Raw genomic sequence first — 15,370 nt, 5'->3', positions numbered from 1 at the left:
GGTGGAACTCTGGAGGGTGATTCGCGCACGCCGCCAGGTCACTCGGCGGAGTCCTGGCTAGTACGCGACTCCGACGCCCTGCTTCACCGCCCCGGGGTCGTCGATCATCGCCAGCATGGCGTGCGCCACGTCGGCGCGCCCGATGAACCGGCCCTTGAGCGGGAAGCCCCCGACGACCGTCCGGTACGAGCCGGTCACCGGCTTGTTCTGCAGCCGCGGCGGGCGTACGACCGTCCAGTCGGTCGCACTCCGGGCCAGTTCGCCCTCCATGGCCGCCAGGTCGGCGTAGACGTCCTTCAGGATCAGCGAGACCAGACCCCGCGCGGCGCGGTCGGCGAACGCCGCGCCCTCGGGGTCGGGGCCGACCGGCCCCGCGCTCACCACCAGCAGGCGGCGCACCCCCTCGGCCTCCATGGCGCCCAGCACCGTACGGGTCAGCCGGGTGGCGATCCCGGCGTCCCCGCGGGTGCGGGCGCCGAGCCCGGAGAGGACGGCGTCCCGGCCCGTGACCGCGGGGCGCAGCGCCTCCGGGTCAGTGAGGTCCGCGCGGAACACCTCCAGGCCCGCACCCGTGACGGTCAGCCGCGTCGGATCCCGTACGACGGCCGTGACCTGGTGGCCGGAGCCCAGCGCCTGCCGGACGATCTCCTGGCCGATGCCGCCGGTGGCACCGAAGACGGTGAATTTCATGACGTGATCCCCCCTGGGTGGATCTGGTGGGTGAGTATTCACTCACCAGTGCTTGCTCCTAGGGTGGGTAAGCACTCACCCACCCGTCAAGGCCGAACAGGGGTGACCATGGAATCCTTGGGGCCCATGCAGCAGAAACCGGCCCGGATCCGCATCCTCGACGCGGCGCACGAGCTCATGCTCACCGTCGGCCTCGCCCGCGCCACGACCAAGGAGATCGCCAAGGCCGCGGGCTGTTCGGAGGCGGCGCTCTACAAGTACTTCCCGAGCAAGGAGGAACTGTTCGTCAAGGTGCTCAAGGAACGCCTGCCCCAGCTGACCCCGCTGCTGGCCGGCCTCGCGGCCGAGCCGGGCCGGGGCACCCTCCTGGAGAACCTCACCGGGATCGCCCGCCAGGCGGCCCTCTTCTACGAGCAGAGTTTTCCGATCGCCGCCTCCTTGTACGCGGAAACGCAACTCAAGCGCCGGCACGAGGAGTCGATGCGCTCCATGGGATCGGGCCCCCACATGCCCATCCGGGGCCTCGACGCCTATCTCCGCGCCGAACAGGACGCGGGCCGGGTCCGCGCCGGGGTCGACACCTACGCGGCGGCCTCGCTCCTGCTGGGCGCCTGCGCCCAGCGCGCCTTCGCCTACGACTCGACGGAGGAGGGCAAGCCGCCGCCCGTGGACGAGTTCGCCTCGTCGATCGCCCGCACGTTGCTGGGCGGAATCTCCGTTGCGGACGAGCCCTCGTGACGGTCACCCTGGCCCGATGAGACCAGCCCCCACGGCCGTGCGGCACTCCCCGTGCGGCTGAGCGTCACGGAATTCACGCCGCGGGTCGGCCCGCGCGCCTACCGGGTCGTCCAGCCGCGTCCGCCGCTGCGGCACACCACGCTCAGTGACCCCTTCGAAGGCTGGGGCTACCTCGTGGGCGACCATGACGGACTCGCCCGGCTCGCCGCGCTCTTCTCGTTCGCCGCGTTCTCCCGGCACACGATCGCGTACGTCCCACTGCGACGGAGCATCCCCAGGGCCTACGCGCCCGGGGTGCCGGTCGACCTCGTCCTCGCCCACCGGTCGCCGGGCCTGCGGGCCTCCGCCTGGCCCGAGCTGCGCCGTCGGCTGCGGGAGGGCACCCCGCTCACCGTGCGCACGAACGAGGAGCGCACGGTCACCCACGCGGCCGCCCGGGTGGCGCGTTGGGAGCAGAGCTGGGACCGCCTCGACGCGCGGGACCGGATCCATCCGGCCGTACACGCGGGGACTCTCTTCCTCCTCGGGGCCCGGGACACCTTCGCCTCGGCCGCCACGTACCTGGAGGCGGCGGCCGGGTTCGGGCCGCGTGGGAGGCGGGCCGCCAAGGGGCATGACGTGCTCGTCGCCTCCCTCACCCCGCACCTGCCGCTGTCCCAGGGCCGTCATGTCGAGCTGGACATCGGCTTCCAGGCGTATCCGCCGTTCACCCACTTCAGGCGACCGGGGCGGCCAGCCACTCGTCGATGCCCGACAGCAGCTTCTCCTTGACGTCCTCGGGGGCCGCCGTGGCCCGCACCGACTGGCGTGCCAGCTCGGCCAGTTCCGCGTCCGTGAAGCCGTGGTGGTGGCGTGCCAGCTCGTACTGGGCGGCGAGCCGGGAGCCGAACAGCAGGGGGTCGTCGGCGCCGAGGGCCATCGGGACGCCGGCCTCGAAGAGGGTGCGCAGGGGGACGTCCTCGGCCTTTTCGTAGACACCCAGGGCGACGTTCGACGCCGGGCACACCTCGCAGGTGATGCCGCGGTCCGCGAGCCGCTTCAGCAGCCGCGGGTCCTCGGCGGCGCGCACACCGTGCCCGATCCGGGTGGCGTGCAGGTCGTCCAGGCAGTCGCGGACCGACGCCGGGCCGGTCAGCTCGCCGCCGTGCGGCGCGGACAGCAGCCCGCCGTCCCGCGCGATCGCGAAGGCCCGGTCGAAGTCCCGCGCCATGCCCCGCCGCTCGTCGTTGGAGAGCCCGAAGCCGACGACGCCGCGGTCCGCGTAGCGCACGGCGAGCCGGGCCAGGGTGCGGGCGTCCAGCGGGTGCTTCATGCGGTTCGCGGCCACCAGGACGCGCATCCCGAGCCCGGTCTCCCGCACGGCCGAGTCCACCGCGTCCAGGATGATCTCCAGCGCCGGGATGAGCCCGCCCAGCCGGGGCGCGTACGAGGTCGGGTCGACCTGGATCTCCAGCCAGCCGGAGCCGTCCTTGATGTCCTCCTCGGCGGCCTCGCGCACCAGGCGCTGGATGTCCTCGGGCTCTCTGAGGCAGGACCGCGCCGCGTCGTACAGCCGCTGGAAGCGGAACCAGCCGCGCTCGTCGGTCGCCCGCAGCCTGGGCGGTTCGCCGCTGGTCAGGGCGTCGGTCAGGGCTTCGGGCAGCCGGACGCCGTACTTGTCGGCCAGTTCCAGCACGGTGGTGGGCCGCATCGAACCGGTGAAGTGCAGGTGCAGATGGGCTTTCGGCAGTTCAGAGAGATCACGTACGCGCTCCATCCCAGGATCCTGCCGTACGTTCCCGCCGTGCCGGTAGCGCTTTCCCCGTTAGTGGTCTTGCTCGCACGAAGAAGCGGGCCGCCTCCCCGGAGGGAAACGGCCCGCACACACGCGTGGAGCGCGAAAACGTCAGTCCCGTGCCTCGGCCAGGAGCTTCTGGATCCGGCTGACGCCCTCGACGAGATCCTCGTCACCCAGGGCGTACGACAGACGCAGGTACCCCGGGGTGCCGAAGGCCTCACCCGGGACGACCGCGACCTCGGCCTCCTCCAGGATGAGCGCGGCCAGCTCGACCGTGTCCTGGGGGCGCTTGCCGCGGATCTCCTTGCCGACGAGGGCCTTGACCGAGGGGTACGCGTAGAAGGCGCCCTCGGGCTCGGGGCAGAGCACGCCGTCGATCTCGTTGAGCATCCGCACGATGGTCTTGCGGCGGCGGTCGAAGGCCTCGCGCATCTCGGCGACGGCCGTCAGATCGCCGGAGACGGCGGCGAGGGCGGCGACCTGGGCGACGTTGGACACGTTCGAGGTGGCGTGCGACTGGAGGTTGGTCGCGGCCTTGACGACGTCCTTCGGGCCGATGACCCAGCCCACGCGCCAGCCGGTCATGGCGTACGTCTTCGCGACGCCGTTCACGACGATGCACTTGTCGGCGAGCTCGGGGACGACCACCGGGAGGGAGTGGAATTCCGCATCGCCGTAGACCAGGTGCTCGTAGATCTCGTCCGTCAGGACCCACAGGCCCTTCTCGGCGGCCCAGCGGCCGATCTCCTCGATCTGCTCGCGGCTGTAGACCGCGCCCGTCGGGTTGGAGGGGGAGACGAAGAGCAGCACCTTGGTGTTCTCGGTGCGGGCGGCCTCCAGCTGCTCGACCGAGACGCGGTAGCCGGTGGTCTCGTCGGCGACGACCTCGACCGGGACACCGCCGGCGAGACGGATCGACTCCGGGTACGTCGTCCAGTACGGCGCCGGGACGATGACCTCGTCGCCCGGGTCGAGGATCGCGGCGAAGGCCTCGTAGATGGCCTGCTTGCCACCGTTGGTGACCAGGACCTGGGCGGCCTCCACCTCGTAGCCGGAGTCGCGCAGGGTCTTCGCGGCGATCGCGGCCTTCAGCTCGGGCAGGCCGCCGGCCGGCGTGTAGCGGTGGTACTTCGGGTTGGAGCACGCCTCGATGGCGGCCTGGACGATGTAGTCCGGGGTCGGGAAGTCGGGCTCACCGGCGCCGAAGCCGATCACCGGACGCCCGGCGGCCTTCAGGGCCTTGGCCTTGGCATCCACGGCGAGGGTGGCGGACTCGGAGATCGCGCCGACTCGGGCGGAGACCCGGCGCTCGGTGGGAGGGGTTGCAGGGCTCATGGCCCCCATCGTTTCAGACCGGAAACTCCCCCGGCACGCGGGTTTCACAGACTGAACAACAAGAGAACAACCGTCCGTATCCGGACCCCTCGCCGGTCGATCTTCGGCGGACAAAGCCCGTACGGACACTTTCTGTTCGACGACCGGCCCCGGACCACGTACACTCTCACCTCGTTGGCCTTCAGCGGTCGCACTCATCCGATGCACACCGAGCATCCGGGTGGATGCGGTACGTTGGGGGAAACAAAGGGTCGTAGCTCAATTGGTAGAGCACTGGTCTCCAAAACCAGCGGTTGGGGGTTCAAGTCCCTCCGGCCCTGCTACACACACCTTCGCCAGGATGTGTGCGCATGTACGTACCGCAATGCACCGCCGTGCGGCTCAACCGGGCGCGGCACGGCCACGACCCGGAATCAGGTGAGGACGAGTGACGGACGCCGTGGGCTCCATCGACATGCCTGATGCCGAGGCGCCCGAGTCTCAGAAGAAGGCCCGCAAGGGCGGTAAGCGTGCCAAGAAGGGCCCGCTGAAGCGCCTTGCCACTTTCTACCGCCAGATCGTCGCGGAGCTCCGCAAGGTCGTCTGGCCGACTCGCAATCAGTTGACGACGTACACCACAGTGGTGATTGTCTTCGTCGTCATCATGATTGGCCTGGTGACCGTGATTGACTATGGGCTCAACCACGCCGCCAAGTACGTCTTCGGCTGAGCCGAGAGCGAAGGGCGCCGTCACCGGCGCCCCCTTTCGCGTGTTCCACCCCCATGTATCCAGGAAGAAGCAGCCACCGTGTCTGACCCGAACCTGAACGATGCCAGCGAGTCGGTCGAGTCCGTTGACGACGAGCTCGACATCGTCGAGGGCGCGGACGTCGTGGACGAGTTCGAGGCTGCCGATGCCGCCGCCGGCGAGCCCGCCGAGGAAGCGGCCCTGCACGTCGAGGACGAGTCCGGTGAGGACGTCGAGGACGAGGACGTTCCCGACGAGGCCCTCGCTGAAGACGCCGAGGAAGGCGACGAGGAAGAGGCCGAAGAAGAGGCCGAGCCCGTCGACCCCGTCACCGCACTGCGCGAGGAGCTGCGCACGCTCCCCGGCGAGTGGTACGTCATCCACACGTACGCCGGTTACGAGAACCGCGTGAAGACCAACCTCGAGCAGCGCGCAGTCTCGCTGAACGTCGAGGACTTCATCTTCCAGGCCGAGGTGCCGCAGGAAGAAGTCGCGCAGATCAAGAACGGCGAGCGCAAGACGATCAAGCAGAACAAGCTCCCGGGCTACGTCCTGGTCCGCATGGACCTGACGAACGAGTCCTGGGGTGTCGTCCGCAACACTCCCGGTGTCACCGGCTTCGTGGGCAACGCCTACGACCCGTACCCGCTGACGCTGGACGAGATCGTCAAGATGCTCGCCCCGGAGGCCGAGGAGAAGGCCGCCCGTGAGGCCGCCGAGGCCGAGGGCAAGCCCGCTCCGCAGCGCAAGGTCGAGGTCCAGGTGCTGGACTTCGAGGTCGGCGACTCGGTCACCGTCACGGACGGCCCGTTCGCCACGCTGCAGGCGACCATCAACGAGATCAACGCCGACTCCAAGAAGGTCAAGGGCCTGGTGGAGATCTTCGGTCGCGAGACCCCGGTCGAGCTTTCGTTCGACCAGATCCAGAAGAACTAACACCTTCTGGACGTACGTCTTCCGAACAGGTCAGACGGGCTCACACAGCCCGTCTGACCTGCTCGGTTTTTGGCCGCGCATGGATACCCGTTATCGTTGTGCGGTATGCCTCCATCCGGATGAACCGGGCGGAAGCTGAAAACTCTCACTAGGACCCGGAGAGAGCACATGCCTCCCAAGAAGAAGAAGGTCACGGGGCTTATCAAGCTCCAGATCCAGGCCGGCGCGGCCAACCCGGCTCCGCCGGTCGGCCCGGCGCTGGGCCAGCACGGCGTCAACATCATGGAGTTCTGCAAGGCCTACAACGCCGCGACCGAGTCGCAGCGCGGTTGGGTCATCCCGGTGGAGATCACGGTCTACGAAGACCGCTCCTTCACCTTCATCACCAAGACTCCGCCGGCCGCCAAGATGATCCTCAAGGCCGCGGGTGTCGAGAAGGGCTCCGGCGAGCCGCACAAGACCAAGGTCGCCAAGATCACCCAGGCGCAGGTCCGCGAGATCGCCACCACGAAGATGCCCGACCTCAACGCCAACGACCTGGACGCCGCGTCGAAGATCATCGCCGGCACCGCCCGTTCCATGGGCATCACGGTCGAGGGCTGACACCCACCTTCGTAGGAACCATGCGGCGTGAGTCGCACGTGGCAGGGCCTGCTCGGTCCGTACCACGACTCCTCAGAACACATCAGGAGCAGTAGTGAGCAAGCGCAGCAAGTCTCTCCGCGCTGCGGACGCCAAGATCGACCGGGAGAAGCTCTACGCCCCGCTCGAGGCCGTCCGTCTCGCCAAGGAGACCTCCACGAGCAAGTTCGACGGCACCGTCGAGGTCGCCTTCCGCCTGGGTGTAGACCCGCGCAAGGCCGACCAGATGGTCCGCGGCACCGTGAACCTCCCGCACGGCACCGGTAAGACCGCCCGGGTCCTGGTCTTCGCGACCGGTGACCGTGCCGAGGCCGCACTCGCCGCGGGCGCCGACATCGTCGGCTCCGACGAGCTCATCGACGAGGTGTCGAAGGGCCGTCTGGACTTCGACGCCGTCGTCGCCACCCCGGACCTCATGGGCAAGGTCGGCCGTCTGGGCCGTGTCCTCGGCCCGCGTGGTCTGATGCCGAACCCGAAGACCGGCACCGTGACCCCGGACGTGGCCAAGGCCGTGACCGAGATCAAGGGCGGCAAGATCGAGTTCCGCGTCGACAAGCACTCGAACCTGCACTTCATCATCGGCAAGACCTCGTTCGACGAGACCAAGCTGGTGGAGAACTACGGCGCCGCGCTGGACGAGATCCTTCGTCTGAAGCCGTCCGCCGCCAAGGGGCGCTACATCAAGAAGGCCGCGATCAGCACCACGATCGGCCCCGGCGTTCCGGTCGACCCGAACCGCACCCGCAACCTCCTCGTCGAGGAGGACCCGGCCGCCGTCTGAGCCTTCCGCTCACCACGGTGACCGCGTCGCATACGCGTTCTTGGCACGGGCCCCGCAACCTTTCGAGGTGCGGGGCCCGTCCCCATTCTTGGATACGTGTGTCAGTGGGCTGCGTTAGCGTGCAGCTCTCAGGATTCGCATAGGGGTGGGACGAATGAAGAGCACGCGCGTGCGCCGAGTGACCCTTTCGATCGCGCTGGTGAGCGCGCTGGCGGGGGTGGCCGCCTGTTCCTCGGGCTCCTCCGGAGGCTCCGGCAAGGACGACAAGGCGGCCCAGGGCACGACTCACGTCAGCCCCATAGCGGCCCTGCAGTCCGCCGAGAAGTCCACCGACGGCGCCGACTCCGCCAGGATCGAGTCCACGATGAGCCTGGGCACGCTGATGTCCATGAAGTCGGACGGCTCCATGGGCTGGGGCAACGGCCTCACCGGTGACATGACGATCACGTACACCGGCGGCACGATGGCCGAGACGATGCGCAAGACGGGCAGCACTTCCATGCAGGCCCGCTATCTGTCGGACGCCTACTACGCCAGGATGGGCGAGGCGTTCGCCAAGCAGGTGGGCGGCAAGCACTGGATCAAGTACGCGTACGACGACCTGGCGAAGCTCGCGGGTGGTTCCGGCGCGTTCCTGAAGGACCAGATGCAGAACAACTCGCCGAACCAGTCGGTGAAGCTCCTGCTGGCCTCCGGCGATGTGAAGAAGGTCGGCGACGAGACGGTCCGCGGCGAGAAGACCACGCACTACGCGGGCACGGTCAACGTCTCGGACCTCGCGGCCAAGAGCTCGCACCTCACCGCGAGCCAACTCGCCGACCTGAAGAAGCAGTTCACCCAGGCCGGCATCACGACGGAGGACGTCGACATCTGGGTCAACGGCAAGGACCTGCTCGTCAAGGCGGTCTCCAAGGGCGAGATGTCGAGCGGCACGATGTCCTCCACGACGTACTACAGCGACTACGGAGTGAAGGTCTCCGCCGTGGCGCCCCCGGCGAGCGACACGGCCGACTTCAAGGACCTGCTGAAGACGCAGGGCCTGACGCCGGGCAGCGGCGACACTTCGAGCGGGTCGGGCACCACGAGCTGAGGCTCCAGGCGCCTGGAGGACCGGGTGCCCAGGTGCCCAGAGGTCCAGGTACCAAGAAACTCGAGTACCAAGAAACTCAAAAGAATTCAGGAGACGCTCGAACCTCCCTGGGCTACGCTGCTGGCGCAGTCTGTGTATCGCTCATGTGTTCCCTGGGGGGATCCTGATGTTTTCTGTGCGTGACTCCGTACGGCACGGAGCGGCGGGGGCCGCACTCGCGGCCCTGGTCCTCGGAGGGGGCGCCGTCGCCTGTGCGAAGGGCGACGAGTCGCCGAAGATGACGCCCGCGGCGGCCGTGGCCAAGGCGGCGAAGAACAGCGAGGCCATCACCTCGCTCAGCTACCGGATGACCGGCAAGGTCCCGGAGACGGGCCGCGTCGAGGCCCAGGCGTCGATGAGCATGAAGCCGCTGGCCATGAGCATGAAGATGACCGCTCTCGACCAGGGCGCCGACGGCAAGATGGAGATCCGGGTCGTCGACGGGGCGATGTACCTGGGCGGGGGCGCGGCCGCCGCCAAGGAGATGGACGGCAAGAGCTGGATGAAGTTCGACATCTCCGGGATGGCCAAGGGCGCCGACGGCTCCGCGGGCATCGACGCGAGCAAGCTCTCCGACCAGGCCGACCAGGACCCGTCTCAGGCGTCCACCTACCTGACCGGCTCCAAGGACGTGAAGAAGGTCGGCACCGAGAAGATCGACGGCGTGCAGACCACCCACTACAACGGCACGGTCACCCTCGACGAACTCCGCGCCGACCTCAAGAAGAAGGACAAGGCGACGCGGGACAAGCGCGAGAAGAGCCTGAAGCAGTACGAGGAGCTGGGCGCCGACAAGCTCACGATGGACATGTGGGTCGGGCCGGACGACCACACCAAGCAGGTCCGGGTGCGCGCCGCCTCCGACAAGGGCCCGCTCGACATGACCATGGTCTTCCTCGACTACAACAAGCCGGTGACGGTGAAGGCCCCGCCCGCCAAGGACACCGTCGACCTCGCGCAGCTGATGAAGGACGCCCAGAAGGGCTGATCCGGCACCGAACCGCCGCTGAGCCGAGGCGCCGTGCGCCGCTGAGCCGAGGCGCCGTCGACTGCCGGGACGAGGCGCTGTCGAGCGGATTTGCTTGACAGCGACCGCGTCACGTACTGTTCCCCAGAAGCCAAAGACCGCTGGTCGTTGCCTTGCGCTCGCGAGAGGGCAGGGCGGCCGAAGGATCCGCTGAAACTGCGGACGACCCGCGTAGGTGACCGTGGATGTGCTCCCGGAGTTCGCTTGCCCAGCTTGCGGACATACCGGTCGAGCTACGCCCCGTGCGCCTGCGCCGGGGCGTTTCGTTTTGCCCAGCCCCTTCTGAGCGGTCCTCATCACCCGGAAGGAGGCCGACGCTCTATGGCAAGGCCCGACAAGGCTGCCGCGGTAGCCGAGCTCGCGGACCAGTTCCGCAGCTCGAACGCCGCTGTGCTGACCGAGTACCGGGGTCTCACCGTGGCGCAGCTCAAGACGCTGCGTCGTTCGCTCGGTGAAGACGCCCAGTACGCCGTGGTGAAGAACACGCTGACCAAGATTGCGGCCAACGAGGCCGGGATCTCCACGCTCGACGACCTGTTCAACGGTCCGACGGCGGTCGCGTTCATCACCGGTGACCCGGTGGTGTCCGCGAAGGGTCTTCGTGACTTCGCCAAGGACAACCCCAACCTCGTCATCAAGGGCGGTGTCCTTGACGGCAAGGCGCTGTCCGCCGACGAGATCAAGAAGCTTGCGGACCTCGAGTCCCGCGAGGTTCTGCTCGCCAAGCTGGCGGGTGCCTTCAAGGGCAAGCAGACTCAGGCTGCCCAGCTCTTCCAGGCGCTCCCCTCGAAGCTCGTCCGCACCGTGGACGCTCTTCGTGCCAAGCAGGCCGAGCAGGGCGGTGCCGAGTAATTCGGCTCGCGCATTGATCGCCGCCTAAGCAGTTCCGTCTAGGCAGTGGTCGCAGCGGGCCGAAAGTACGCCCGCCTCACATGTACATCCGGCACCAGCCGAATAAGTGGAAGGATCGCCCATCATGGCGAAGCTCAGCCAGGAAGACCTGCTCGCGCAGTTCGAGGACATGACCCTCATCGAGCTCTCCGAGTTCGTGAAGGCGTTCGAGGAGAAGTTCGACGTCACCGCCGCCGCCGCGGTCGCCGTTGCCGGTCCGGCCGGCCCCGCCGCCGCTGCCGAGGCCGTCGAGGAGCAGGACGAGTTCGACGTCATCCTCACGGGTGCCGGCGAGAAGAAGATCCAGGTCATCAAGGTCGTGCGTGAGCTGACCTCCCTGGGTCTGAAGGAGGCCAAGGACCTCGTGGACGGCGCCCCGAAGCCCGTTCTCGAGAAGGTCGCCAAGGAGGCCGCCGAGAAGGCTGCCGAGTCCCTCAAGGGCGCCGGCGCCTCCGTCGAGGTCAAGTAGTCCCACGGGCCCGCTGAGGGCCCCTCGCGAGCTGATACAGGGCCACTAGTGGACCTGTAACGCTGACGCACCGAAGAGCGATCACCCATCTGGGTGGTCGCTCTTCGGGGTTCCTGGGGGTCCGGCGGCGGCTGCCTTGCACTGTCGGTGGCGACGAGTATGGTGATCTTCGTTGTGCCTCCGGCCGAGCCCGTGACGGGCTGCAAGACGGGCTGCAAGACAGGTTGCACGTGACGATCGCGGCACTTGCTTAGGGCATGGGGGGCCTTGACGAACCGCACGCAGCGCGCAATTCTCAGGACGCGTCGTCACAACGATCCGGATCCGAGGCATGGATCGGTGGCGAAGAGGGCAGTATCGATGTGCATTGAGGGCGTGGCTTGCCGCAGGTGTTGAGAACAACGATGGTCTCAAAAAACCGGGACTGGACATCAGTGGGCCTAGTGGCTACACTGACCCTTTGCGCTGCCTGTTAGCTGCCTCCTGCCCGTCACCAGGGGCATGCCCTCGCGTGAGCACCGATGACTAGATCATCCCTGACCTGGCCTTTTGGCTGAATCGGGAACGGACTGTCTCTGTGCCCACAGTGGGGGGCCGGTACGCGCGTAGTGAGTCCGAGCCCTCGGAAGGACCCCCTCTTGGCCGCCTCGCGCACTGCCTCGACCGCGAATACGAACAACGGCGCCAGCACCGCCCCGCTGCGCATCTCCTTTGCAAAGATCAAGGAGCCCCTCGAGGTTCCGAACCTTCTTGCGCTGCAAACCGAGAGCTTCGACTGGCTGCTCGGCAACGACGCGTGGAAGGCTCGTGTCGAGGCGGCTCTGGACAACGGACAGGACGTCCCCACGAAGTCCGGTCTGGAGGAGATCTTCGAGGAGATCTCCCCGATCGAGGACTTCTCCGGGTCGATGTCCCTGACGTTCCGGGACCACCGCTTCGAGCCCCCGAAGAACTCCATCGACGAGTGCAAGGACCGCGACTTCACGTACGCGGCCCCGCTCTTCGTCACTGCCGAGTTCACCAACAATGAGACCGGCGAGATCAAGTCCCAGACGGTCTTCATGGGCGACTTCCCGCTCATGACCAACAAGGGCACCTTCGTCATCAACGGCACCGAGCGTGTCGTGGTGTCGCAGCTGGTCCGCTCGCCGGGCGTCTACTTCGACTCCTCGATCGACAAGACGTCCGACAAGGACATCTTCTCCGCGAAGGTCATCCCGTCCCGGGGTGCCTGGCTGGAGATGGAGATCGACAAGCGCGACATGGTCGGTGTCCGCATCGACCGCAAGCGCAAGCAGTCCGTCACCGTTCTCCTGAAGGCTCTCGGTTGGACGACCGAGCAGATCCTCGAGGAGTTCGGCGAGTACGAGTCCATGCGCGCCACCCTGGAGAAGGACCACACCCAGGGCCAGGACGACGCGCTGCTCGACATCTACCGCAAGCTGCGTCCGGGCGAGCCCCCGACCCGCGAGGCCGCGCAGACGCTTCTTGAGAACCTCTACTTCAACCCGAAGCGCTACGACCTCGCGAAGGTCGGCCGCTACAAGGTCAACAAGAAGCTGGGCGGCGAGGCCCCGCTGGACGCCGGGATCCTGACCGTCGAGGACATCATCTCGACGATCAAGTACCTGGTGAAGCTGCACGCCGGTGAGACCGAGACCGTCGGTGACAACGGCACGCAGATCGTCGTCGAGACGGACGACATCGACCACTTCGGCAACCGTCGTCTGCGCAACGTCGGCGAGCTCATCCAGAACCAGGTCCGCACGGGTCTGGCTCGTATGGAGCGCGTCGTCCGCGAGCGCATGACGACTCAGGACGTCGAGGCGATCACGCCGCAGACCCTGATCAACATCCGGCCGGTCGTCGCCTCCATCAAGGAGTTCTTCGGCACCAGCCAGCTGTCGCAGTTCATGGACCAGAACAACCCGCTGTCGGGTCTCACCCACAAGCGCCGTCTGTCGGCTCTTGGCCCGGGTGGTCTCTCCCGTGAGCGGGCCGGCTTCGAGGTCCGTGACGTGCACCCCTCGCACTACGGCCGCATGTGCCCGATCGAGACCCCTGAAGGCCCGAACATCGGTCTGATCGGCTCGCTCGCCTCCTACGGCCGCGTCAACGCGTTCGGTTTCGTCGAGACGCCGTACCGCAAGGTCACCGGCGGTGTCGTCACCGACGAGGTCGACTACCTCACGGCCGACGAAGAGGACCGATTCGTCATCGCGCAGGCCAACGCGCCGCTGACGGACGAGCTCCGCTTCGAGGAGTCCCGCGTCCTGGTCCGCCGTCGTGGTGGAGAGGTCGACTACGTCCCCGGTGAGGACGTCGACTACATGGACGTCTCGCCGCGCCAGATGGTGTCGGTCGCGACCGCCATGATCCCGTTCCTCGAGCACGACGACGCCAACCGTGCCCTCATGGGCGCGAACATGATGCGTCAGGCCGTGCCGCTCATCAAGTCCGAGGCGCCGCTGGTCGGCACCGGCATGGAGTACCGCTGTGCGGTCGACGCCGGTGACGTACTGAAGTCGGAGAAGGACGGTGTGGTCCAGGAGGTCTCCGCGGACTACGTCACCACCGCCAACGACGACGGCACGTACACCACGTACCGCCTGCACAAGTTCTCCCGCTCGAACCAGGGCACCTCCGTCAACCAGAAGGTTGTCGTGGACGAGGGCGCCCGGGTCGTCGCCGGTCAGGTTCTGGCCGACGGCCCGGCGACCGAGAACGGCGAGATGGCGCTCGGCAAGAACCTGCTCGTGGCGTTCATGCCGTGGGAGGGTCACAACTACGAGGACGCGATCATCCTGTCGCAGCGCCTCGTGCAGGACGACGTCCTCTCCTCGATCCACATCGAGGAGCACGAGGTCGACGCCCGTGACACCAAGCTCGGCCCCGAGGAGATCACCCGGGACATCCCGAACGTCTCCGAGGAGGTCCTCGCCGACCTCGACGAGCGCGGCATCATCCGCATCGGTGCCGAGGTCGTCGCCGGCGACATCCTGGTCGGCAAGGTCACGCCCAAGGGTGAGACCGAGCTGACCCCGGAGGAGCGCCTGCTCCGCGCGATCTTCGGTGAGAAGGCGCGCGAGGTGCGCGACACCTCGCTGAAGGTGCCGCACGGCGAGATCGGCAAGGTCATCGGCGTCCGCGTCTTCGACCGTGAAGAGGGCGACGAGCTGCCGCCGGGCGTGAACCAGCTGGTTCGTGTCTACGTGGCGCAGAAGCGCAAGATCACGGACGGTGACAAGCTCGCCGGCCGTCACGGCAACAAGGGTGTCATCTCCAAGATCCTGCCGATCGAGGACATGCCGTTCCTGGAGGACGGCACCCCGGTCGACATCATCCTCAACCCGCTCGGTGTCCCGTCCCGAATGAACCCGGGACAGGTGCTGGAGATCCACCTCGGCTGGCTCGCCAGCCGCGGCTGGGACGTCTCCGGTCTCGCGGACGACTGGGCGCAGCGCCTGCAGGCCATCGAGGCCGATGTGGTCGCCCCCGGCACCAACGTCGCCACCCCCGTGTTCGACGGTGCGCGTGAGGACGAGCTGGCCGGTCTGCTGAACCACACGATCCCGAACCGCGACGGCGAGCGCATGGTGCTTCCGTCCGGCAAGGCGCCGCTGTTCGACGGCCGCTCTGGCGAGCCGTTCCCGGAGCCGATCTCGGTCGGCTACATGTACATCCTCAAGCTCCACCACCTGGTCGACGACAAGCTGCACGCCCGCTCGACCGGTCCGTACTCGATGATCACCCAGCAGCCGCTGGGTGGTAAGGCTCAGTTCGGTGGCCAGCGCTTCGGTGAGATGGAGGTGTGGGCGCTGGAGGCGTACGGCGCCGCTTACGCCCTCCAGGAGCTGCTGACCATCAAGTCCGACGACGTGACCGGCCGCGTGAAGGTCTACGAGGCCATCGTCAAGGGCGAGAACATCCCCGAGCCCGGCATCCCCGAGTCCTTCAAGGTGCTCATCAAGGAGATGCAGTCTCTCTGCCTCAACGTGGAGGTGCTGTCCAGCGACGGTATGTCCATCGAAATGCGTGACACCGACGAGGACGTCTTCCGCGCGGCGGAGGAGCTCGGCATCGACCTGTCCCGGCGCGAGCCGAGCAGCGTCGAAGAGGTCTGACGGGAGTTCGGCGGGCCTTTGACCACCTGTGGAAAAGGTGACAAAGGCCTGCCGGCCCCAGGACCCCCGTTTCAGACCCCAAGACTTACAACCCTGAGAGGGAT

14 protein-coding genes and 1 tRNA gene are annotated in these 15,370 nt (G+C 67.5%); 12 read left to right on the top strand and 3 right to left on the bottom strand.

Translation table 11 applies throughout. The features are described from left to right. Positions 1-57 precede the first annotated feature (57 nt). Entirely contained in the window at positions 58-690 is a 633-nt protein-coding gene (locus SMIR_RS14825; RefSeq protein WP_168494593.1) for an NAD(P)-dependent oxidoreductase, read from the bottom strand. Between the two features lie 126 nt (positions 691-816). Here SMIR_RS14825 and SMIR_RS14820 point away from each other — a divergent pair, with 126 nt between their 5' ends. After that, positions 817-1,428, top strand: a complete 612-nt coding sequence (locus SMIR_RS14820) for a TetR/AcrR family transcriptional regulator (protein WP_168494595.1) — start codon at positions 817-819, stop codon at positions 1,426-1,428. Between the two features lie 51 nt (positions 1,429-1,479). After that, positions 1,480-2,199, top strand: coding sequence for a hypothetical protein (locus tag SMIR_RS14815; protein WP_212727103.1), 720 nt, complete (start codon positions 1,480-1,482; stop codon positions 2,197-2,199). Here the strand turns inward: SMIR_RS14815 and SMIR_RS14810 are convergent. Further along, positions 2,144-3,184, bottom strand: coding sequence for an adenosine deaminase (locus SMIR_RS14810; RefSeq protein ID WP_168494599.1), 1,041 nt, complete (start codon positions 3,182-3,184; stop codon positions 2,144-2,146). The two genes, SMIR_RS14815 and SMIR_RS14810, sit on opposite strands and share 56 nt — an antisense overlap. A gap of 129 nt (positions 3,185-3,313) precedes the next feature. Beyond that, complete coding sequence (locus SMIR_RS14805; RefSeq protein WP_099921157.1) at positions 3,314-4,540, bottom strand: pyridoxal phosphate-dependent aminotransferase; 1,227 nt, start codon at positions 4,538-4,540, stop codon at positions 3,314-3,316. A 247-nt stretch (positions 4,541-4,787) separates the two neighbouring features. Here SMIR_RS14805 and SMIR_RS14800 point away from each other — a divergent pair. The 10 genes from SMIR_RS14800 to rpoB all read left to right on the top strand — a co-directional run bounded on the left by SMIR_RS14800 (position 4,788) and on the right by rpoB (position 15,266). Further along, positions 4,788-4,860 (top strand) — tRNA-Trp (locus SMIR_RS14800). Between the two features lie 107 nt (positions 4,861-4,967). Beyond that, positions 4,968-5,249: a preprotein translocase subunit SecE gene (gene secE, locus SMIR_RS14795; protein WP_067367170.1), complete on the top strand. Its 282-nt coding sequence runs from the start codon at positions 4,968-4,970 to the stop codon at positions 5,247-5,249. 78 nt (positions 5,250-5,327) lie between these two features. Continuing rightward, positions 5,328-6,203 carry a transcription termination/antitermination protein NusG gene (gene nusG / locus SMIR_RS14790; RefSeq protein ID WP_168494601.1) on the top strand — a complete coding sequence of 292 codons (876 nt, stop codon included), beginning with the start codon at positions 5,328-5,330 and terminating at the stop codon, positions 6,201-6,203. 168 nt (positions 6,204-6,371) lie between these two features. Beyond that, a complete protein-coding gene (gene rplK / locus SMIR_RS14785) occupies positions 6,372-6,806 on the top strand; it encodes a 50S ribosomal protein L11 (protein ID WP_030359033.1) in 435 nt (144 codons plus the stop codon). Between the two features lie 94 nt (positions 6,807-6,900). Beyond that, the gene (rplA, locus tag SMIR_RS14780; RefSeq protein ID WP_099942858.1) at positions 6,901-7,626 is read left to right on the top strand and encodes a 50S ribosomal protein L1; all 726 of its coding nucleotides are present in this window, start codon (positions 6,901-6,903) and stop codon (positions 7,624-7,626) included. A 154-nt stretch (positions 7,627-7,780) separates the two neighbouring features. After that, on the top strand, positions 7,781-8,716 hold the full coding sequence (locus SMIR_RS14775) for an SCO4651 family lipoprotein (RefSeq protein ID WP_168494604.1): 936 nt from the start codon (positions 7,781-7,783) through the stop codon (positions 8,714-8,716). Positions 8,717-8,891: 175 nt separating this feature from the next. Further along, entirely contained in the window at positions 8,892-9,743 is an 852-nt protein-coding gene (locus SMIR_RS14770) for an SCO4651 family lipoprotein (protein WP_212728360.1), read from the top strand. Positions 9,744-10,103: 360 nt separating this feature from the next. Further along, complete coding sequence (gene rplJ, locus SMIR_RS14765) at positions 10,104-10,634, top strand: 50S ribosomal protein L10 (RefSeq protein WP_060901499.1); 531 nt, start codon at positions 10,104-10,106, stop codon at positions 10,632-10,634. 124 nt (positions 10,635-10,758) lie between these two features. After that, a complete protein-coding gene (gene rplL / locus SMIR_RS14760) occupies positions 10,759-11,142 on the top strand; it encodes a 50S ribosomal protein L7/L12 (RefSeq protein WP_067367157.1) in 384 nt (127 codons plus the stop codon). Between the two features lie 638 nt (positions 11,143-11,780). After that, positions 11,781-15,266, top strand: a complete 3,486-nt coding sequence (gene rpoB, locus SMIR_RS14755; RefSeq protein ID WP_060901497.1) for a DNA-directed RNA polymerase subunit beta — start codon at positions 11,781-11,783, stop codon at positions 15,264-15,266. The last annotated feature ends 104 nt before the right edge of the window (positions 15,267-15,370 follow it).

The organism is Streptomyces mirabilis (assembly GCF_018310535.1).
In the GTDB taxonomy this organism is placed as follows: domain Bacteria; phylum Actinomycetota; class Actinomycetes; order Streptomycetales; family Streptomycetaceae; genus Streptomyces.
The sequence above is the reverse complement of the archived record's forward strand: the minus strand, read 5'-3'. Positions and strand labels throughout refer to the sequence as shown.

Coding starts and splice junctions, on each gene's coding strand:
- SMIR_RS14825 (WP_168494593.1), bottom strand. CDS start 690: ATGAAATTCACCGTCTTCGGTGCCACCGGCGGCATCGGCCAGGAGATC.
- SMIR_RS14820 (WP_168494595.1), top strand. CDS start 817: ATGCAGCAGAAACCGGCCCGGATCCGCATCCTCGACGCGGCGCACGAG.
- SMIR_RS14775 (WP_168494604.1), top strand. CDS start 7,781: ATGAAGAGCACGCGCGTGCGCCGAGTGACCCTTTCGATCGCGCTGGTG.
- rplJ (WP_060901499.1), top strand. CDS start 10,104: ATGGCAAGGCCCGACAAGGCTGCCGCGGTAGCCGAGCTCGCGGACCAG.
- rplL (WP_067367157.1), top strand. CDS start 10,759: ATGGCGAAGCTCAGCCAGGAAGACCTGCTCGCGCAGTTCGAGGACATG.
- rplK (WP_030359033.1), top strand. CDS start 6,372: ATGCCTCCCAAGAAGAAGAAGGTCACGGGGCTTATCAAGCTCCAGATC.
- SMIR_RS14805 (WP_099921157.1), bottom strand. CDS start 4,540: ATGAGCCCTGCAACCCCTCCCACCGAGCGCCGGGTCTCCGCCCGAGTC.
- SMIR_RS14810 (WP_168494599.1), bottom strand. CDS start 3,184: ATGGAGCGCGTACGTGATCTCTCTGAACTGCCGAAAGCCCATCTGCAC.